The following is a 20,025-nucleotide window of genomic DNA, read 5'->3' as shown; positions in this document are numbered from 1 at the left end:
CCGCGCGCCGGTGGCATCACAGCCGCCCCGCCGCCCGCGCCCAGCGATACTTCGCACCCAGCACGGCCACCGGCTTCTCGGTCGTGTACGGGTACGCCACGACCCCGTGCTCGTAGAGGTACTGGCAGGCCTCCTCGACCTCGACGTCGCCCGCGAGCGACGCCACGACGGGCTTCTCGATCCCGCGCTCCCTGAATTCGGCCACCACGCGCGCGGTGAGCTCGGCGAAGACCATGGGAGGGGTCACGATGGTGTGCCAGTAGCCGAGGACGAGCGAGTGGATCCGCGGGTCCTCCAGACCGAGCCGGATCGTCGCCTCGTACGTCGACGGCGGTTCGCCGCCCGTGATGTCCACCGGGTTGCCGGCCGCACCGAAGGGCGGGATGAACTTCCGGAAGGACGCGTCCAGGTCCGGCGGGATCTCCATCAGGGAGAGGCCGTTGTCGGTCACCGCGTCGGACAGCAACACGCCACTGCCGCCGGCGCCCGTGATGATCACGATGTTGTCGCCCCGAGGAGTCGGCAGCACCGGCAACGCGCGCGCGTACTCCAGCATTTCGTTCAGACCCGGCGCCCTGATGACACCGGCCTGCTTCAGGATGTCCTCGTACACGGCGTCGTCGCCCGCGAGGGCGCCCGTGTGCGAGCCCGCGGCCCTGGCCCCGGCCGCCGTACGGCCCGCCTTCAGGACGACCACCGGCTTCTTGGGGACGGTCGCCCGCGCGGCCTCCACGAAGGCGCGTCCGTCCTTGAGGTCCTCCAAGTGCATGGCGATGCACTTGGTGTTGGGGTCCTCGCCGAACCAGGTCAGCAGGTCGTCCTCGTCCAGGTCCGACTTGTTGCCGAGCCCCACGATCGCGGAAACACCCGTCTTCGTAGTGCGCGCGAAGCCCAGAATGGCCATCCCTATGCCACCGGACTGCGAGGTGAGCGCGACGCCGCCCTTGACGTCGTACGGCGTGCAGAACGTGGCGCACAGGTCCTGCCACGTCGAGTAGTAGCCGTAGATGTTCGGCCCGAGCAGCCGGACTCCGTAGCGCTCGCCGATGGCCACGATCTCGTCCTGCAGCTCGTGCTCACCGGTCTCCGCGAACCCCGAGGGGATCAGGACAGCGTTGGGGATCCCCTTGCGTCCCACTTCCTCCAGGGCCGAGGCCACGAACTTGGCGGGAATAGCGAAGACCGCCACATCCACCTCACCGGGAACGTCCGTGACACTCTTGTACGCCTTGCGGCCCAGAATGTCATCGGCCTTGGGGTTCACCGGGTGGATCTCCCCGGAGAAGCCGCCGTCGATGAGGTTGCGCATGATCGAATTGCCTATCTTGCCCTGCTCGTTGGAGGCGCCGATCACGGCCACTGACGACGGCTGCATCAACCGGCGCATGGTGGTGAGGATCTCGTCGCGCGTGTACTTCCGTCGCGGCTTGGCCACCTCCTCGGCGAGGATGACCCGGATGTCCGCCGCCACCGCGCCCTCCGGGGTGGCGATCACCGGGTTCAAGTCGACCTCGGCGATCTCCGGGAAGTCCGCGACCAGTTCGGAGACCCGGCGGATCTGCTCGGCGATCGCCCACCGGTCCACCGCCGGCGCGCCCCGCACCCCGCGCAGGATCTCCGCGGCGCGGATCGAGTCCAGCATCGACAGCGCCTCGTCCGCGTCGACGGGCGCCAGCCGGAACGTGACGTCCTTGAGGACCTCGACGAGCACACCGCCGAGCCCGAAGGCCACGACCTTCCCGAAGGTCGGATCGGTCACCGCGCCGACGATGACCTCCTGCCCCTTGGGGAGCAGTTCCTGGACCTGTACGCCCTCGATTCGGGCCTGGGAGTCGTACGCCCGGGCGTTCTCGATGACCCTGTGGAAGGCGGCGCGTACGTCCGTCGCGCCCTCCACGCCGACGATCACGCCGCCGGCGTCGGTCTTGTGGAGGATGTCCGGGGAGACGATCTTCATCACGACGGGCCCGCCGAAGCGCGCCGCGTACGACACCGCCTCGTCGACGTCGGTCGCCAGCTCCTCGCCGGGGACGGCGATCGCGTACGCGTCGGCGATCACCTTGCCCTCGGGCGCGGTGAGCGCGGTCCGCCCCTCGGCCCGCACGGCGTCAAGGAGCGTACGCACCCTCAGCATCCGGTCTTCGGCCATCAATCAGATCACTCCGTTCGACTTGAGCAGGCGCAGCTCCTCGTCGCCGAGACCGAGCTCGCCGACGTACACCTCTTCGTTGTGCTCGCCCAGCAGCGGCGAACTGGTCACGTCCACGGGGGAGTCGGAGAGCTTCAGCGGGCTGCCCACGGTCACGAAGTCGCCCCGCTCGGGATGCGGCACCGTCACGACCATCTCGTTGGCGACCAGCGACTCGTCCTCGATGATCTCCTTGGTGGAGAGGATCGGACCGCAGGGGATGTTGTGGGCGTTGAGCTGCTCAAGGACCTGCCACTTGGGCAGCGTGGCCGACCACTCCTCGATGAGCTGGAACATCTTGGTGAGTTGGGGGAGACGGGCCTCAGGGGTCGCCCACTCGGGGGCGTCCGCGAGCTCGGGGCGCCCGATGAGTTCGGTGAGGGGCTTCCAGCCGACGGGCTGCACGATGACGTACACGTAGTCGTTCGGGCCGCCCGGCGCGCACTTCACTGCCCAGCCGGGCTGGCCGCCGCCGGACGCGTTGCCGGACCTGGGAACTTCGTCGCCGAAGTCGTCGTTGGGATATTCAGCCAGCGGCCCATGCCCGAGGCGCTGCTGGTCCCGCAGTTTCACCCGGCACAGATTCAGCACGGCGTGCTGCATCGCCACGTTTACGCGCTGCCCGCGCCCCGTGTTCTCCCGCTGGAACAGGGCGGCGAGGATCGCCGCCACCGCGTGGATGCCCGTGCCCGAGTCACCGATCTGGGCTCCCGTCGCCAGCGGCGGCCCGTCCTCGAAGCCGGTGGTCGACATCGACCCGCCCATGGCCTGAGCGACGACCTCGTACGCCTTGAAGTTGGTGTACGGGCCGTCCCCGAACCCCTTGATGGAGGCATAGACGATTCGCGGATTGATCTCCTGGATGCGGTCCCAGGTGAAGCCCATGCGGTCGACCGCGCCCGGTCCGAAGTTCTCGACCATGACGTCGGAGCGCCGGATCAGCTCGGTGAGGATCTCCTTGCCGCGCTCGGTCTTGGTGTTGAGGGTGATGCTCCGCTTGTTGCAGTTGAGCATCGTGAAGTAGAGGGAGTCGACGTCCGGCAGGTCGCGCAGTTGCTTGCGCGTGATGTCACCGGTCGGCGCCTCCAGCTTGACCACGTCCGCGCCGAGCCAGGCGAGCAACTGGGTCGCGGAAGGACCGGACTGGACGTGCGTCATGTCGAGGACACGGATGCCGTCGAGAGCCTTGGTCGACGTTCCTGCGATCGAGGTCATCGAGGTCATCGGGGTGATCGGGGTCATCGCGGCCACCTCACTTGTACATCGTCTGGTTCATGGTTCCGGGGGCGTACGCGTCCGGGTCGACCCAGACGTTGATCAGCGACGGCTTGCCCGACTCGCGGGCGCGCTGGAGGGCGGGGGCGATGTCGGCGGGGTCGCGGACCTCCTCGCCGTAGCCGCCCAGCATCTGGGCGAACTTGTCGTAGTGGACGTCGCCGAGGGTGTTGCCGACCCGCTCGCGCTCCAGGCCGTACTTGGCTGCCTGGCCGTAGCGGATCTGGTTCATGGAGGAGTTGTTGCCGACGATGCCGACGAAGGGGAGGTTGTAGCGGACGAGGGTTTCGAAGTCCCAGCCGGTGAGGGAGAAGGCGCCGTCACCGAAGAGGGCCACCACCTCCTTGTCGGGCCGCGCCTTCTTGGCCGCGAGCACGAACGGGACGCCGACGCCGAGCGTGCCGAGCGGACCCGGGTCCATCCAGTGCCCGGGCGACTTGGGCTGCACGACCTGCCCGGAGAAGGTGACGATGTCGCCGCCGTCGCCGATGTAGATGGAGTCCTCGGTGAGGAAGTCGTTGATCTCGCTGACCAGGCGGTACGGGTGGATCGGCGAGGCGTCCGACTTCAGGTTCGGCAGCCGCTTCTCGATGGCGGTCTGCTCCGCGGCGCGCAGCTCGTCGAGCCACTCCTTGCGCTTCGACGCGCCCCCGTTGCTGTATCCATTAAAAGCGTGCCCGGAAGCGGCCTCGGTGACCGACTTCAGGACGAGTCCCGCGTCGCCGACGATCCCGAGGTCGATGTCCCTGTTCTTGCCGACGGTCCGGTAGTCGAGGTCGATCTGCACGACGGTCGCGTCTGGCGACAGCCGCTTCCCGTAGCCCATGCGGAAGTCGAAGGGCGTACCGACGATGACGATGACGTCGGCGTTCGAGAAGGCGTACCGGCGCGAGAGCTGGAAGTGGTGCGGGTCCCCGGGCGGCAGCGTGCCGCGCCCCGCGCCGTTCATGTACGCCGGGATGTTGAGGGTGCGTACGAGCTCGATGGCGGACTCGGTGCCACGGGTCGTCCACACCTGGCTGCCCAGCAGGATCGCGGGCTTCTCGGCGTGCACGAGGAGATCGGCGAGCTTCTCGACGGCCTCGGGGTCACCGGCCGAGCGGGTCGAGGCCCGGTACTGGCCGGCGGCGGGGACCCGGGCCTTCTCGACCGGCACCTTGGCGTCGAGGACATCGCGCGGGATCTCCAGGAAGGACGGGCCGGGCGCCCCGTGATAGCACTCGCGGAACGCCATCGACACCATGTCGGCGGCCCGCGCGGTGTCCGGCACGGTCGCCGCGAACTTGGTGATCGGCGTCATCATGTCGACGTGCGGCAGGTCCTGCAGGGACCCCATCTTGTGCTGGGTGTGGGCCCCCTGGCCGCCGATCAGCAGCATCGGGGACTCCGCGCGGAAGGCGTTGGCGACACCCGTCACGGCGTCGGTCGTCCCGGGACCGGCGGTGACGACGGCGCAACCGGGCTTGCCGGTGATGCGCGCGTAACCGTCGGCGGCGTGGGCGGCGACCTGTTCGTGGCGTACGTCGACGACCTCGATGCCCTCGTCGACGCAGCCGTCGTAGATGTCGATGATGTGGCCGCCGCAGAGCGTGTAGATGACCTCCACGCCCTCCGCTTTGAGTGCCTTGGCGACCAGGTGCCCACCGGAGATGAGGTTCTGGCTGTTGTCGTCGGGCATGGCGAAGTCCTGTCCCTTCGTAGGGGATTGGGCGTGCGGAAGTGCAGCTCAGGCGTGGTGCGCGCACTGTTCGTGGATGCCGTCGCGTACATTGCATACAGTCGACGAATACTGTATGAAGCTTGTTATCCCGCATCCAGTGGGTGGTGTCCAGGGGGCGTGCGGCACTTTTAAGAGGGAGCCGAGATGGACCTGTTCGAGCACCAGGCAAGGGAACTCTTCGAGGAACACGGCATCTTGGTGCCGAGGGCGGAGGTCACCGACTCGCCCAAGGAGGCACGCGAGATCGCCCGCAGGCTCGGCGGCCGCGTCGTCGTCAAGGCACAGGTGAAGACCGGCGGACGAGGCAAGGCAGGCGGCGTGAAACTCGCCGCGGACCCCGCTGCCACCGAACTGACGGCACGCCAGATCCTCGGTATGGACATCAAGGGCCACACCGTCGGCAAGGTGATGCTGGCCCAACCGGTCGACATCGAGAGCGAGTTCTACGTCAGCTACGTACTCGACCGCGCCGCCGGCCGGTTCCTCGCCATCGCCTCGGCCGAGGGCGGCATGGACATCGAGGAGGTCGCCGCCACTCGGCCGGACGCCGTGGCGCGCGTCCACATCGACCCCGCCGAGGGCGTCACCTCGGCGAAGGCGGCCGAGATCGCCGACGCCGCGGGCCTGCCCCCGCAGACCGTCGACGTCCTGGTCAGGCTCTGGGACGTACTGGTCCGCGAGGACGCCGTACTCGTCGAGGTGAACCCCCTCGCCCGCACGGCGCAGGGGCAGATCCTCGCCCTCGACGGCAAGGTCACCCTCGACGACAACGCCCGCTTCCGGCGGGCACGTTGGGGTGACCAGGAGTCCACGCACGACGACCCGCTGGAGGCGGCGGCCGCCGCCAAGAACCTCAACTACGTGAAGCTGGACGGCGAGGTCGGCATCATCGGCAACGGCGCCGGACTCGTCATGTCGACCCTCGACGTGGTCGCCGGCTGCGGCGCGCGCCCCGCCAACTTCCTCGACATCGGCGGCGGAGCCTCCGCCCAGATCATGGCCGACGGCATCTCCGTCATCCTCTCCGACCCGGCCGTCAAGTCCGTCTTCGTGAACGTCTTCGGCGGCATCACCGCCTGCGACGCGGTAGCCGACGGCATCGTGCAGGCCCTGGAAGCAGTCCACTTGACCAAGCCGCTGGTCGTCCGCCTCGACGGGAACAACGCCGTACGCGGCCGAGCGATCCTCGACGAGCGCGCACACCCCCTGGTCCAGCAGGCCACCACCATGGACGGCGCCGCGCGCCGTGCCGCCCAACTCGCCAACGCCGGCTGAAGGAGCGGGACATGGCCATCTACCTCACCAAGGAGAGCAAGGTCCTCGTCCAGGGCATGACCGGCGGCGAGGGCATGAAGCACACCCGGCGCATGCTCGCGGCCGGCACCGACGTCGTCGGCGGCGTCAACCCGCGCAAGGCCGGGCAGAGCGTCGACTTCGACGACCGCGCCGTGCCCGTCTTCGGCTCCGTACGCGAAGGCATTGAGGCCACCGGAGCCGACGTCAGCGTCGTCTTCGTCCCACCCGCCTTTGCCAAAGCGGCAGTTGTCGAGGCGGCCGACGCCGGCATCGGACTCGCTGTCGTCATCACCGAGGGCATCCCGGTCCACGACTCGGTCGCCTTCACCGCGTACGCGAGGGCGAAGGGCACGCGGATCATCGGCCCCAACTGCCCCGGCCTGATCACCCCCGGCCAGTCCAACGCGGGCATCATCCCGGCCGACATCACCAAGTCCGGCCGCATCGGCCTCGTCTCCAAGTCGGGCACGCTCACCTACCAACTCATGTACGAACTCCGCGACATCGGCTTCTCGACCTGCGTCGGCATCGGCGGCGACCCCGTCGTCGGCACCACCCACATCGACTGCCTGGCCGCCTTCCAGGACGACCCCGACACCGAACTCATCGTGCTCATCGGGGAGATCGGCGGCGACGCCGAGGAACGCGCGGCCGCGTACATCCGCGACCACGTCACCAAACCCGTCATCGGCTACATCGCCGGTTTCACCGCACCCGAGGGCAAGACGATGGGCCACGCGGGCGCGATCGTCTCCGGCTCGTCGGGCACGGCCCAGGCGAAGAAGGAAGCCCTGGAAGCGGCCGGGGTACGGGTGGGCGGCACCCCGACCGAGACGGCCCGACTGGTCCTCGCCGTACTGGATGAGTCCGGATGAGGGAGCGTGATGTCACTTGTAGTTGATCCGGGGTTGCTTTCAGGCGCGGCGGCCTCTCGCCAGCGTCCTTCGTACGACGTCCCCGCATCGCGTCTGCGTACGACGTCCCCGCACTACGTCCGCGTCGACGTCTCCGTACGCGAGTACTCCAGGCGCGCCGTGTACGCCATGGACACCAAGCGCTCCCGTACCGGAGACGAGCCATGCACTACCGCCCCCGACTGTGCACCGAGAGCGGAGCAATCGAATGGCACCCACCCTCACCCTCAAGTCCCACACCTCCTGGACCGACGCCTGGCAGCGCTGCCTCGCCGTGGCGCCGGAAGCCTTCCGGGACGACCGTGTCCTCAACCTCTGGGGCGCCGCCTGGCAGGCGGATGGCCGGGCACTGCCCGCCACCAGCCCCGTGGACGGCAGCCCCATCGCGGGCCCGCCGCGTCTGGACGGCCTGACGGCCCACCAGGCCGTACGCGCCTCGCTCGACCACCACCGCGCCTGGCGGCATGTGCCCCTGGACGAACGCCGGGCCCGCGTCGCGGCCACCCTCGACGCGCTCACCGAACACCGCGAACTGCTCGCGCTGCTCCTCGTCTGGGAGATCGGCAAGCCCTGGCGGCTCGCGCAGGCCGACGTCGACCGGGCCATCGACGGCGTGCGCTGGTACGTCGACGGCATCGAGCCGATGGTCGAGGGCCGGACCCCGCTCGACGGGCCCGTGTCCAACATCGCGAGCTGGAACTACCCGATGAGCGTGCTCGTTCACGCAATGCTGGTACAGGCATTGGCAGGGAACGCGGTCATCGCCAAGACCCCGACCGACGGCGGCGTCGCGTGTCTCACCCTGGCCTGCGCACTCGCCGCGCGCGAGGGGATTCCCGTCACCCTCGTCAGCGGCAGCGGAGGCGAGCTGTCGGAGGCGCTCGTGCGTGCGCCCGAGATCGGCTGCGTCTCCTTCGTCGGCGGCCGGGACACGGGCGCCGCGGTGGCCACGGCCGTCGCCGACCTCGGCAAACGACACGTACTGGAACAGGAGGGTCTGAACACCTGGGGCATCTGGAACCACACGGACTGGGACACGCTGACCGCAGTCATCCCCAAGCTCTTCGACTACGGCAAGCAGCGCTGCACCGCCTACCCGCGTTTCGTCGTCCAGCGTGAGCTGTTCGACGACTTCCTGGCGGCGTACCTCCCGGCGGTCCGTACGCTGCGAGTCGGCCACCCGCTGGCGGTCGAGCGGCCCGACGACCCCTACCCTCAGCTGGACTTCGGTCCTGTGATCAACGCGGCCAAGGCGAAGGACCTCCACGACCAGGTCGCCGAGGCGATCGACCGGGGCGCGGTCCCGCTGCACCGCGGCCGGCTCGCCGACGCGCGCTTCCTGCCCGGCCAGGACACGTCGGCGTACGTCCAACCGGTCACGCTCCTCAACCCGCCCCCGTCCTCCCCGCTCCACCACGCGGAACCCTTCGGCCCGGTCGACACCATCGTCCTGGTCGACACCGAGGCCGAACTGCTCGCCGCCATGAACGCGTCGAACGGCGCGCTCGTCGCGACCCTGTCGACGGACGACGAGGCCACCTACCGCCGACTGGCCCCGCAGATCCGCGCGTTCAAGGTCGGCCACGGCAAGCCCCGTTCCCGTGGCGACCGCGACGAGCTCTTCGGCGGCTTCGGCGCGTCCTGGCGGGGCGCGTTCGTGGGCGGCGAGCTGCTGGTGCGCGCGGTGACGCGCGGGCCGGCGGGGGAGCGGTTGCCGGGCAACTTCCCGGAGTACCAGCTGATGCCGTGACCGCCGGGTGGGCGGCGCTGTATGGGCGTCGCACACTGGCTTCGGGATCGAGGGTGGTCGCTGGTCGGTGGTCGGTGGCCGGTGGCCGGTGTGCGGTCGTGGGGTGTGGGGCGTGGGTTGTTGGTTGTCGCTTGTCGCGTCCTCGTGCAGCGGTGACGGCCGAGTCGCGCCTACCCGATGCCCTGCCGGTCCGGGTGGAGGGCGAAGGCGCGGTCCGCGGGCTCCGGCACGGCCCGTTCCACGGCCTGGGTCAGCAGGGTGCGATGCCGGACCAGCGGCGCCCGACGCTCCTCGGCAACGGCAGCGAGGAGATCGTCGAGCCCTGCCAGCAGACGTCGGGTGACCTGAGGACTGGCCACCGAGTACACCCGGATCTCGGTGAACCCGAGGTCGACCAGCTCGGTCCAGTCCGGCACGGGCTGCACCAGGCGTACGGTGCCCTGCCGGTCCCTGTGCAACACGGCCCCGAGCGGCCGTCGCGCCACAGAGGACAGGAACTGCACGATCCGGTCCACGGCCTGCACTGCGGTGGTGGGGTCGTTGACGGCAGGCGACAGGGCGCGCAACGCGATGTCCGACAACTGCCGCAGCCCGAATCCCAGATCCTGATGGAACGTCCGCTCGGCCCCCACGGACACCTGGAAGCCGAGTGAGCGCAGCCCTTTCGGGGCGGGCCCGCCGTGTACGGCGAACACTGGCGTGCCCGGCACGACGAAGTCCCCGATCCGCGGGACGAGCCGCAGTACGACGCCGTGTTGCCGCGCCATACGGACGAGCCGTGCGATGTCGATGTCCCGCAGCACGCCCCCGCGGCCGTGATGGGCGAAGCGGGCGGTCTCGGGACCGAGATCGGGGCTGGGACTGGGACCGGGGCCGACGGGCTCCTTCGCGGAGATGTCGAGGGGCATGCGCGTGACGACCCGCAGCGCCTCTGTGGTGATCAGGTCGACGACGTGCGCGATCCGCATCAACCGCAGTGTCGAGTTCACGTACATCACGAACAGGATCACGCTCAGTCCCACCAGGATCAGTGTGAGGACGGACTGGATGAGCGGGATCGAGGACACCAGCGCGGGATCGCGCTGACTGTCGTACGAGGTGAGGACCAGGAGGGACTGGACGAAGGTCGCCAGGAACACCGCGAAGGTGGCCTTCGTGATCCGGCTCCGCACGAAGATCCGTACGACGCGGGGGCTGAACTGTCCGGCGGCCATCTGTACGGCGACCAGCGAGATGCTGAAGACGACACCGATGAAGGTCATCATGGCCGCGCTGATCGTGGTGACCACGGTCTTCGCGTCCTCGGCGATCCCCAGCAGATCACTGACGGCTTCCTCGTCGCCCGCGTCGCGCAGCGCGGTCAGGATCGCGTCGTCCGCCGCCGACGCCGCCATCCACACCACCAGGACCAGAACCAGGGCGGCGGTCGGAGCGAACCAGAACGTGTCCCGCAGATGTTCGCGCAGCGGCGACAAAGCGCGGGGCCGCCGCCCCCGTGGCAGCCCGTCCGTAGTCTTCCAGTCACCCATGGTGAGACTGTAGGTGCACCCTCCGTACCCGTCGGGAACCCCCGCCGGAGCGAGGAAACGCAGGTGAAAGCCACTCCGAAAGCTTGGTATTGTTGTCCATGTCGCCGCGGGGAACACCTCCGTCCAGGTGGCAGACACCTAGTCCGGGTGGCGGAATGGCAGACGCGCTAGCTTGAGGTGCTAGTGCCCTTTATCGGGCGTGGGGGTTCAAGTCCCCCCTCGGACACCGACTGGTAGCCCACGGGTTGCCGCAGAGTGCTGGTTGAGATTCATCTCGACCAGCACTTTCTCTTTCCCGGAGTCGCAGGTGAGGGCGAGCCCGAGCCAGCGGTAGATCTCCGCCTTGTCCGCGGCTTCCGCTTGGCGTACGGCGGCGGCCAGGTCGCTGATGGAGCGTGCGAGCCGGGCGATCTCGTCACGGGGCATCCGTGAGCCGGGGCCTTGGCCGCGGTGCGCAGTTCGGCTCCGGCGCGCGCTTTGCGGGCCTGTGTCTTGGCGATCCATTGGGTGACGAGGGCGGGGTCGGCGTCGGCTTCCTGTCACCGTATTCGACAGCAACCTCAAGCAGGTCCAGGCGCACTCCCAAGGGTTCCGGACCGCCGAATCGTGCCAGGAAGCAATCCGCGACGCCGGCCTCGTCATCTGCGCGACGGCCAACCGTGCCCTCCGCAAGGCGGACTTCGCCGCACTGCGCAGCGGCCTGGTGACCGAGGCCGACTCGGGAGGTCGGCGGGACCCAGCGGCCATCGAGCAAGCGGGCGTTCGTAGTGCCGGTCGGGAGTGCGCGTCTGCGCGGTACGGAAGTCCGCCGCGGGGCCAACGGTGATGCCCCGGCCCACTTTCCCAGGGCTTTTTCGGCTCCCATGACCACGACGGGCTTCTTCGCTGGGTCCAGTCGGCGCAGCAGCTCCTTCATCCGGTTTTTCGGCAGTGAGATGCGGCCCTGTGTCGGGCCGCCGTGGTCTATATGGACTCAGATGCCGCCGCCCTTTGCCTCGCCGAGTGGCCGGGTCCGGTCCAGCGAGGCATGCGGTTGCAGTTGATGGCCACCACATAGTCGAAGGATCCGATTCCCCATCGAGGCCGCTGGCGGCCGTTTGGGGCCTCAGAACTGGTGGGGCGGTGCAGCCGTGCTGCGTGGCATGAGAGTCTCGCGTGTGACTGACGTCACTCTCAGTTGCTGGAACCTTTCTTCTGGTGACCTGTTCACAAGGCGTTTACAGCGGTTACCGTCCCCGTTCACTGATCCAATTCAGGGACGAGTCGCTTCCTCGCCTTGCTGGGGAGCGCGGTTGGTCCTGCCCTGATGCCGACGGTCTGTTTCGGGTGAGCTGCGGTCTGTGCGTTGGTGTGGGCCGCGTGGGGTGGGAGTTCGGTTGGCTGCTCGGCGTGGGCGTTTCGTCTCGGTTGGTCTTGCGGGTGCGTTGTTGGCCGGGTTGCTGTCGACGTTGTCGGTGGTGTCGCCCCAGGCGGCTGCAGCGGCAGCTTTTGATCCGACGCCGGTGGTGCCGTCGCAGTCCCTGGGCTCGGTGCCGGAGCAGAAGGCCGAGGAGGTGGGCAAGCCGCTTCCCGCTCCGCAGTGGCCGCGCGCGGCCGAGGCGAGGGTTGACTTGTCGCAGGCGGCTCCTGGGGAGCCGGGCACGGTGGAGCCCGAGCCGTCTGCATCGGCTACGGGCGGCACGGATGATGGCGAGAGTACGCAGGTCGGCGACGTCGTGGAGATCGCTCCCGTGGCGGAGGGAGTCGACACCCAGGCTCAGTTGGGCTCTTCCAGGCCGGCCAAGGACACCGCGTCGCCCAGCCCGAGCGCCGCCGAGCGGTCTGCCGGTGCCGAGCCGAGCGGAAGTCCGGTGGCCGGGCCGAGTTCCTCGCCCGAGGCCTCGGCATCGGCATCGGCATCGGCCGAGGCTGCCGCGGATGCGGTGTCCCCGGACCAGGTCGACGTGAGAGTCCTGGACCGCGAGGCGGTGGCTGCGGCCGGCGGTATCGGCCTGGGCCTTGAGGTCACCCGGACCGACGGCGTCGACGTGGTCGGCCAGGTGCAGGTCGACATCGACTACTCAGGCTTCAAGTACGCGTACGGCGGTGACTTCGCATCCCGCCTGCGCCTGGTGAAGCTGCCCGCCTGCGCGCTGCAGACCCCCGGCGTGGAGGGCTGTACGGACCGGGAGTTCGTGCCGGTGGAGAACGACACGGCCACGGGCACCCTGACCGCCACGGTGACGGCGGTCGCCGACACGACCACAGAGGGCGTCTCGGCGCAGCTCATGCGCGAGGCGGGCAGCACCGGCGGGAGTGTGTTCGCGCTGACCACCGGCTCCTCATCCGACGCGGGTGACTACCGGGCCTCGACGCTGTCGCCCACCGGTTCGTGGGACGTGTCCACGGGCTCGGGGGCGTTCACGTACAACCTGCCGATCCAGCTGCCGACGCCGCCGATGGGCTCCGCGCCGCCGTTGGCGATGACGTACAACTCGCAGTCCGTGGATGGTCGTACGTCGGCCTCGAACAACCAGGCGTCCTGGGCGGGCATGGGCTGGGACCTCAATGTCGGCTTCATCGAGCGCCGTTACCGCAACTGCACCCAGGACGGCCTGCCGACGATCGGCGACCTGTGCTGGGACTCGCCGAATTCCACCGAGGAGCCGTCCGGCGCGGTCTACATGATCAACCTCAACGGTGTCACCTCGGAGCTGGTCCAGGACAACACCGGCAGCGGCGCGTACCACGTGAAGGACGACCCGGGCTGGCGGGTGCAGCGCCTGTTCAACGGGCACGGCGCGGGCCGCGACGGCGAGTACTGGGTGATCTCCAGCCAGGAGGGCCACCGTTACTACTTCGGCTGGGGCCGCTCCGAGCGCACCGGCACCGCCACCGCCTCCGTCTTCACCGTGCCGGTCGTCGGAAACGACGCGGGCGAGCCGTGCCGCGACCAGTTCCCCGAGCCGTGCACCCAGGCCTGGCGCTTCAACCTCGACCGGGCGGTCGACGCCAACGAGGTCGAGACGATGTACTTCTACGACAAGGAGTACAACCACTACCGCTCGGTCGCGAACACCGACCAGGCGCGCTCGTACGTCTCCTCCGGCTATGTGAAGGAGATCCAGTACGGCTGGTCCTCACAGATCGCCAACGGAAAGGTCCCGGCGAAGGTCGAACTGAGCCACGTCAACCGGTGTATCGAGCGCGTCAACGAGAACGACCCGCTGCGCGATGCGCCCGCGGCCTGCCCGACCTTCGACGCCAAGCCGACCTCGTATCCGGACGTGCCGATCGACCTGATGTGTGACGGCACGTCGGCGGACTACGAATGCGCGGGCAAGACGTATTTCCCCACGTTCTTCTCCACGGACATGCTGTGGGACATCAAGACGTACGTCGGCGACCAGGACGGCACCGGCTGGGACCTGGTGCAGCAGTACCAGAACAAGTACGGCATGCCCAACCCGGACGGGACGATCGGCAAGACACTGTGGCTGGACTACGTGCAGCGCAAGACCTACGGCAGCGCAGGTGACAGTGACGACATCGTCCTGCCGGTGATCAACTTCAACCGGACCGACCTGGACAACAAGGTCGGCTCCGCCGAGCTCAACTTCCCCCGCATCCAGGAAATCCACGGCGACCTGGGCGCCACCACCACCGTCTCCTACGGCTTCGCCAACGCCTGCGACATCAACAGCCTGCCCAGTCAGGCGTCGAACACCCAGGACTGCTACTGGCAGAAGTGGACTCCGGAAGGGGAGACCGAAGCCAAGACCGGCTGGTTCAAGAAGTTCCTGGTCACCAAGGTCGAGGTCGACCCGACCGTGACCACGAACCAGGACGGCGCACCGGTGATGACCACCTCCTACACCTACGAGGACGGCGCCGGCTGGCGGTTCACCAACGACCCGCTCACCAAGGACGAGGACGAGACCTGGTCGGACTGGCGCGGCTACCAGGAAGTCCAGGTCTCCACCGGCGCGAGCACCGGCAAGAAGACGAACAAGTACTGGCTCTACCGCGGCCTGGACGGCGACCGCACCTCCAAGACGGACACGTCGGCGACGAAGACGGTGACGGTCAACGACGGCGACGGAAACAACTACAGCGACCACTCCTGGCTGGCAGGCAAGGCGCTGTCGACCTCGCTGCGCGACGACACCGGCGCCTCCCACGAGCGCACCTATCACTCGTACTGGTCCCACAACACCGCCCAGTACGACGGCCTGACCGACGCCCGCTTCGTCCGTGAGTCCAAGACCACCACGAAAACCCTGGTCAAGGGCGGCACCTGGCGCGAACACGTGGTGGAGAACGAGTACGACACCACCGAGGCGGCGTCCACCACGTTCGGCCTGCCCATGCGCACCGACGACTGGGGTCAGAGCAGCGTCTCCGACAACCGCTGCACCACCTACGGCCGCGCCTACAACACCGACAACTACGACTCCACCGGCGCGCAGCGCTGGACCGTGCTGCCCGATGAGGTCAAGCACTACTCGGTCGGCTGCTCCAGCATCGCCGACAGCAACCAGGACGGCTACGCCACCACGCTGTACGACGATGCCACCAGCGTGAGCGGCAACAAGCCCGTCGACGGCAACCCGACCGAGACACGCACCTACACCAAGGCCGGAACCTACCGGTCGGTGTGGTCGGGATACGACGACGCCGGCCGCGTGACCTGGACCGAGGACGGCAAGCACAACCGCATCACCACCGTCTACAGCCCGGCCAACACCTGGCCGCTGAACGGCATCATCACCACCACGCCTGACCCGGACGGAGCCCTGACCGGCCAGAGCGCGATGACCTCCACGGCATGGGCCTCCCGCTACTGGGGCGTCCCCACCACGGTCCAGGACGCCAACGGCAACTCCACCAAGGTGACTCTGGATTCCGCGGGCCGCGTGGTGGAGGTGTGGAAGCCCACCGAGACCGGCACCTCGCCGTCGATGAAGTTCAGCTACAGCATTCCCACGTCGACCAACGGTTCCGGGGTTCCGGACGCGGTCGACGGCTATCCGCGCGTGGCATCCCAGGTGCTGCAGTCAGGCACCACATACCTGTCCTCGTACGCCTATATGGACGGCGTCGGCCGCCCCAGGGAGACGCAGACGCCGTTGCCGGACGATCGCAACCTGGCCGGCGACCTCGTTCCGTACCGTCAGGTGGCGGTCACCCGCTACGACTCCGCCAGTCGGGCCACCGGCACCTCGGCGGTCTTCCGCAACCAGGGCACCGCGGGCTCCGGCGGACCCGCCAGCCCTGAGTTCGCGGACATCCCCTCCTACAACGACCTGGTGCTGGACTGGGCTGGCCGCACCGTCGTCTCCCAGCTCCAGGCCTACGGCGTGCCGCGAGGCGAGGGCAAGGTCATCAGCAACTACGACGGCGACTTCACCAGCGTCAAGCCCGCCGTGGGCACCGCCACAGACACCTACACCGATGTCTACGGCCAGGTGTCCAAGGTCATCGAGTACGACGGCGGCACCGGCTTCACCACGTCCTACGCCTACAGTGGGAAGGGCGAACTGAAGCAGATCACCGACCCGCGGGGCAACAACACCCTCTACGGCTACGACTGGGCCGGCCAGCGCCTCACAGTCGATGACCCGGACGCGGGAGCCTCAGCGACCGAGTACGACGCCAACGGCCAGATCACCAAGACGACCAGCAACACCGGGACGACCAGCAGCCCCGCGACGACCGTCCTGGACTACGGGTACGACAACCTGGGCCGCAAGACGTCCGTCCGCAACGGCTCGACCGAACTCGCCGCCTGGGCCTGGGACGGCGCGGGCGTCACGAACGGCAAGGGCCAGATCACCTCGACCACCAGCCGCGACACGAGCGGTAACACCTACACCACCAACGTCGGATCCTTCGACACACGCGGTCGCGCACTCAGCAGCACAGTGACCATTCCGTCCGCCGTCACCTCACTCACGGGCAGCTACACGACCTCACTCGATTACGACGCCGCCGACCACGTCACCACGGCGACCTACCCCGCAGCGGGCGGACTCGCCGCGGAGACAGTGACCGCCACGTACGACGAATACGGTCAGCCCATGCGTCTGACCAGCAGCCTGGGCAACGCGGTCTACATCGACGGCACTGCCTACGACGCCTACGGACGCCTGGTGGAGCGCAACTACGGCGCCGAGTTCGGCGGCAACGGCATCCAGGCACAGCGCAGCTACAGCTACGACGACAGCAACGGCACCCGGTGGCTGAAGGCCATCGCCACGACCACCACGACCAACGAACTGGTCAGCGAAGCCCAGAAGGACACCTACAGCTACGACCTGGCCGGCAAGCTCACCGAACTGCGCGAACAGGCCACCGGCCAGACCGCCCAGTCCCAGTGCTTCCGCTACGACGACCAGAACCGCCTGAAGAAGGCGTTCACCCACACCACGGCGGGTATCTGCACCGCCACCCCCGAACAAACGACGTCAAACTTCCAGGGCACGGCCCCCTACCAGACCGACTACACCTACGACCGGATGGGCAACCTCCAGTCGGTCACCGACACCAACTCCGCCGGCACCGCCGCCCTGCGCGACTACCTCTACCCCGGATACGACGACGCCGGCACCTGGACCACGGCCAACGCCAACCAGCCCCACGGCGTCCGCAAGATCGTCAACAAGACAGGCAGCACCACCACCCGCACGGACACCCTCACCTACTTCGACGACGGCACAATGAAGCAGCGCGTCGAAGGCGGCACCACCACCGACTACACCTGGACCAAACTCGGCCAGCTCGACACAGTCAAAACCACCAAAACCAGCGGCAGCGAACTCACCCGCTACGCCTACGACGCCGACGGCAACCTCCTGGTCCGCACCAGCCCCCAGGAGACCATCGCCTCCATCGCCGGCATGGAACTGCGCACCACCGACGGCACGACGGTGACGGCGACCCGCTCGTACACAAGCGGATCCGCAACGGTGGCCATACGCACGACCGAGGGCAACACCGTCACCAACGGCAAGCTCACCTACCTGATGGCCGACACCCAGGCCTCCACACAGCTTGCCGTCGACGCCTCCACGGGCGCCTCAACCCGCCGCCGCTACACGCCATTCGGCGACCAACGCAGCGGCACCCTGCCCACCGGCACCGACAACGGCTTCCTCGGGGCGGTGGAGGACACCAGCACCGGCCTCTCCCTGCTCGGCGCCCGGGCCTACGACCCCAACCTCGGACGCTTCCTCAGCCCCGACCCGCTCAGTGCACCGTATGTGCCACAGAACCTTTCCGCGTACAGCTACAGCAACAACAACCCCATCAACTACAGCGACCCCACCGGGCTGTTCTGCGACGGCTGCGATACGAACAACCCCGACAGCGCCTGGGCGCCGGACAAGCACAACGGCCCCGGCTGCACCACCTCGAACTGCTACGACACGAGCGGAAATGTCCTCTACTCAACCAGCGGAAGCGGTGGGACCGCCTACGTTGGCAGCACGAGTCAAACCGGGGGGCACGGCAACGCAGGTGGTGTCCACCAGCCGAAGGAAATACGCGTCTGGCACCACACCACGAACCCGACCTGGAAGGTGGTCCAGTCCCTGGTATTGCCGGATTTCGGAGACTGGCAGGAATGTGGGGCAGACATCGGCGTCAGCGTCGCCTGCGCCTCGACACTCAGCGACGTGCCATTCCTCAAATTCTTCAAACTCGCCAAACTGAAGAAAGCCGATGAAGTAGCAGAAGCAGTCACCAAGTGCACGAAGTGCTTCCTGGCTGGAACCGGCGTCCTCATGGCCGACGGCACCACCAAGGACATCGAGGACATCGATCCCGGCGACAAGGTCCTCGCCACCGACCCGGAAACCGGCGAAACCGGCCCTCGGGAAGTCACCCGCCTCATCATCACCGAGGACGACAAACACTTCAACGAGCTCTCCATCGCCACCGAAGGCGGCATCGAGCAGCTGATAGCAACACACGAGCACCCCATCTGGTCACCATCCGAAGACGACTGGGTCGAGGCCGGAGACCTCAAGCCGGGCATGAACCTCCTCACCGACGACGGCGACACGGTCATCGTCACCGGCAACCAGCCCTACACACAGCACGCCACCACCTACAACCTCACCGTCAACGACCTCCACACGTACTATGTGATGGCGGGCGAGACGCCGGTACTCGTTCACAACAGCAACTGTGATCCTCGCTTCTCGGTCGACTCCAAGGGGAACGCCACCGATCTCGCCAATCCGGGCAGCAGGGTCGGCGTTCCGAAACTTGAAGGTGGCACCCTGCAAGAAGTGGGCGGGCGCGTCTGGGGTTCCGGAGATCCCTCTCACCTCGTCGGAACACGCTCTCCGGCTGAATTGCGAGGGTTGGCAAGCAGGGGTGACGCGGAGAAATTGCAGGACTTCTACCAGAGTGCAGCGCTCGCAGGAAAGGGCGGAAAGACTGCACCGGCGCGCGTGGTGCTAACTCAGGAGATCATCGATGCTTGGAGATAGTCAGGTGAGCAAGGGAGAGCAGGTCGTAGACCTGAAATTTGCGGCGGCGCGAGGAGAAAGCGTCGAGGTGTGCTTCGAGCCGGTAGGAACCACCTTCTCCCTGAGCGACGGTGAGGCGGTCTTTCTCCGGACTGAAATTTCAAACGTGGCCTCGCTTGAGATTGTCTCGTGGCCTAACGGGATTGGGGTTTGGGTCCCCTATCCCGGCGACTACGCGATCATTGACTCAAAGGGGAACGAAATCGATACGCTCTGATCCTCTCCCGTAAGAGAGGAAGGCCGCTCCGGATGCGTTGCGACGCCTCGGTGAGAATGCCCAGCCAACGACACCCGGAGTGAATCCACATGTGCAAATCTGAAGCCCTGTCAGGTGTTACCTGGCAGGGCTTCAGTGAGCTTCTTCAGCGTTGCCGCTCCAGGGTGGGAATGGATTTGGCGATTGACGTCATGCGGTTTGGACGGCACCGGGATCTGCGGGAGATCCGCCAGGACTTAAGGCGCGCGACGCCGCGTTCGACGGGTGCCCGTGCCGCGGCCAGGACCCGGTTGATGTGCTGGCAGTAGGAGGACCTCGTGGCTCTTGGTGACCTCACTCGCGAACAACTTGTTGCTCTGGTTCGCCGTATCATCGATTTTGACGGAACGGACGAGGAAGCGGATGCCATGGAAGCGCTCTTCGAGTCGAGCGTTCCATATCCGGGCGCCTATTCTCTGATCTACCACTCGGATCCTGAGCTCACGCCCGAGGAAATCGTAGACAAGGCACTCTCTCACCAAGCCATCGCACTACCTTATCGCCCGGCTGATACCGATGCAGCACAAGGATGATGAGTAACAATGGCTACTGAGGTTGAATTCGTGTTGTCGTAGCTGCTG

11 protein-coding genes, 1 tRNA gene and 2 pseudogenes are annotated in these 20,025 nt (G+C 67.6%); 7 read left to right on the top strand and 7 right to left on the bottom strand.

The features are described 5' to 3' along the window. Positions 1–16 precede the first annotated feature (16 nt). The 3 genes from OHA11_RS06930 to OHA11_RS06920 are packed head-to-tail and all read right to left on the bottom strand — an operon-like array spanning position 17 to position 5,141. A complete protein-coding gene (locus tag OHA11_RS06930) occupies positions 17–2,149 on the bottom strand; it encodes an acetate--CoA ligase family protein (RefSeq protein ID WP_266493028.1) in 2,133 nt (710 codons plus the stop codon). Positions 2,150–2,152: 3 nt separating this feature from the next. Then, positions 2,153–3,430, bottom strand: coding sequence for a formyl-CoA transferase (gene frc / locus OHA11_RS06925; RefSeq protein ID WP_266493026.1), 1,278 nt, complete (start codon positions 3,428–3,430; stop codon positions 2,153–2,155). A gap of 10 nt (positions 3,431–3,440) precedes the next feature. Next, positions 3,441–5,141, bottom strand: coding sequence for a thiamine pyrophosphate-binding protein (locus OHA11_RS06920; RefSeq protein ID WP_266493023.1), 1,701 nt, complete (start codon positions 5,139–5,141; stop codon positions 3,441–3,443). Positions 5,142–5,327: 186 nt separating this feature from the next. Here OHA11_RS06920 and sucC point away from each other — a divergent pair, with 186 nt between their 5' ends. The 3 genes from sucC (at position 5,328) to OHA11_RS06905 (ending at position 9,143) form a co-directional block, all read left to right on the top strand. Continuing rightward, positions 5,328–6,458: an ADP-forming succinate--CoA ligase subunit beta gene (gene sucC, locus OHA11_RS06915; RefSeq protein ID WP_266493020.1), complete on the top strand. Its 1,131-nt coding sequence runs from the start codon at positions 5,328–5,330 to the stop codon at positions 6,456–6,458. 11 nt (positions 6,459–6,469) lie between these two features. Then, complete coding sequence (sucD, locus tag OHA11_RS06910; protein WP_266493018.1) at positions 6,470–7,354, top strand: succinate--CoA ligase subunit alpha; 885 nt, start codon at positions 6,470–6,472, stop codon at positions 7,352–7,354. A gap of 247 nt (positions 7,355–7,601) precedes the next feature. Next, on the top strand, positions 7,602–9,143 hold the full coding sequence (locus tag OHA11_RS06905) for an aldehyde dehydrogenase family protein (protein WP_266493016.1): 1,542 nt from the start codon (positions 7,602–7,604) through the stop codon (positions 9,141–9,143). Between the two features lie 170 nt (positions 9,144–9,313). Here OHA11_RS06905 and OHA11_RS06900 read toward each other — a convergent pair whose 3' ends face one another. Further along, on the bottom strand, positions 9,314–10,672 hold the full coding sequence (locus OHA11_RS06900; RefSeq protein ID WP_266493014.1) for a DUF2254 domain-containing protein: 1,359 nt from the start codon (positions 10,670–10,672) through the stop codon (positions 9,314–9,316). A gap of 141 nt (positions 10,673–10,813) precedes the next feature. Between OHA11_RS06900 and OHA11_RS06895 the strand changes: the two genes are divergently transcribed. Then, positions 10,814–10,898 (top strand) — tRNA-Leu (locus tag OHA11_RS06895). On the opposite strand, the gene OHA11_RS06890 is transcribed toward OHA11_RS06895, so the two are convergent. Continuing rightward, positions 10,880–11,098: a hypothetical protein gene (locus OHA11_RS06890; RefSeq protein WP_266493013.1), complete on the bottom strand. Its 219-nt coding sequence runs from the start codon at positions 11,096–11,098 to the stop codon at positions 10,880–10,882. The two genes, OHA11_RS06895 and OHA11_RS06890, sit on opposite strands and share 19 nt — an antisense overlap. Before the next feature lie 412 nt (positions 11,099–11,510). Continuing rightward, positions 11,511–11,740, bottom strand: a pseudogene (locus OHA11_RS06885) (hypothetical protein); the annotation flags it as partial. Positions 11,741–12,177: 437 nt separating this feature from the next. Here OHA11_RS06885 and OHA11_RS06880 point away from each other — a divergent pair. Both OHA11_RS06880 and OHA11_RS06875 read left to right on the top strand, forming a co-directional pair. After that, entirely contained in the window at positions 12,178–19,149 is a 6,972-nt protein-coding gene (locus OHA11_RS06880) for a polymorphic toxin-type HINT domain-containing protein (protein ID WP_266493011.1), read from the top strand. Between the two features lie 4 nt (positions 19,150–19,153). Continuing rightward, positions 19,154–19,405, top strand: a complete 252-nt coding sequence (locus OHA11_RS06875; RefSeq protein WP_266493010.1) for a hypothetical protein — start codon at positions 19,154–19,156, stop codon at positions 19,403–19,405. Positions 19,406–19,550: 145 nt separating this feature from the next. Here the strand turns inward: OHA11_RS06875 and OHA11_RS06870 are convergent. Then, positions 19,551–19,706: pseudogene (locus tag OHA11_RS06870) on the bottom strand (IS5/IS1182 family transposase); the annotation flags it as partial. 16 nt (positions 19,707–19,722) lie between these two features. On the opposite strand from OHA11_RS06870, the gene OHA11_RS06865 reads away from it, so the two are divergent. Continuing rightward, positions 19,723–19,977 carry a hypothetical protein gene (locus OHA11_RS06865; RefSeq protein WP_266493008.1) on the top strand — a complete coding sequence of 85 codons (255 nt, stop codon included), beginning with the start codon at positions 19,723–19,725 and terminating at the stop codon, positions 19,975–19,977. The last annotated feature ends 48 nt before the right edge of the window (positions 19,978–20,025 follow it).

Origin of the sequence: Streptomyces sp. NBC_00878 (genome assembly GCF_026341515.1) — a bacterium.
In the GTDB taxonomy this organism is placed as follows: Bacteria; Actinomycetota; Actinomycetes; order Streptomycetales; family Streptomycetaceae; genus Streptomyces.
The sequence above is the reverse complement of the archived record's forward strand: the minus strand, read 5'-3'. Positions and strand labels throughout refer to the sequence as shown.

Coding starts and splice junctions, on each gene's coding strand:
- OHA11_RS06890 (WP_266493013.1), bottom strand. CDS start 11,098: ATGCCCCGTGACGAGATCGCCCGGCTCGCACGCTCCATCAGCGACCTG.
- OHA11_RS06920 (WP_266493023.1), bottom strand. CDS start 5,141: ATGCCCGACGACAACAGCCAGAACCTCATCTCCGGTGGGCACCTGGTC.
- OHA11_RS06905 (WP_266493016.1), top strand. CDS start 7,602: ATGGCACCCACCCTCACCCTCAAGTCCCACACCTCCTGGACCGACGCC.
- sucC (WP_266493020.1), top strand. CDS start 5,328: ATGGACCTGTTCGAGCACCAGGCAAGGGAACTCTTCGAGGAACACGGC.
- OHA11_RS06930 (WP_266493028.1), bottom strand. CDS start 2,149: ATGGCCGAAGACCGGATGCTGAGGGTGCGTACGCTCCTTGACGCCGTG.
- sucD (WP_266493018.1), top strand. CDS start 6,470: ATGGCCATCTACCTCACCAAGGAGAGCAAGGTCCTCGTCCAGGGCATG.
- frc (WP_266493026.1), bottom strand. CDS start 3,430: ATGACCCCGATCACCCCGATGACCTCGATGACCTCGATCGCAGGAACG.
- OHA11_RS06900 (WP_266493014.1), bottom strand. CDS start 10,672: ATGGGTGACTGGAAGACTACGGACGGGCTGCCACGGGGGCGGCGGCCC.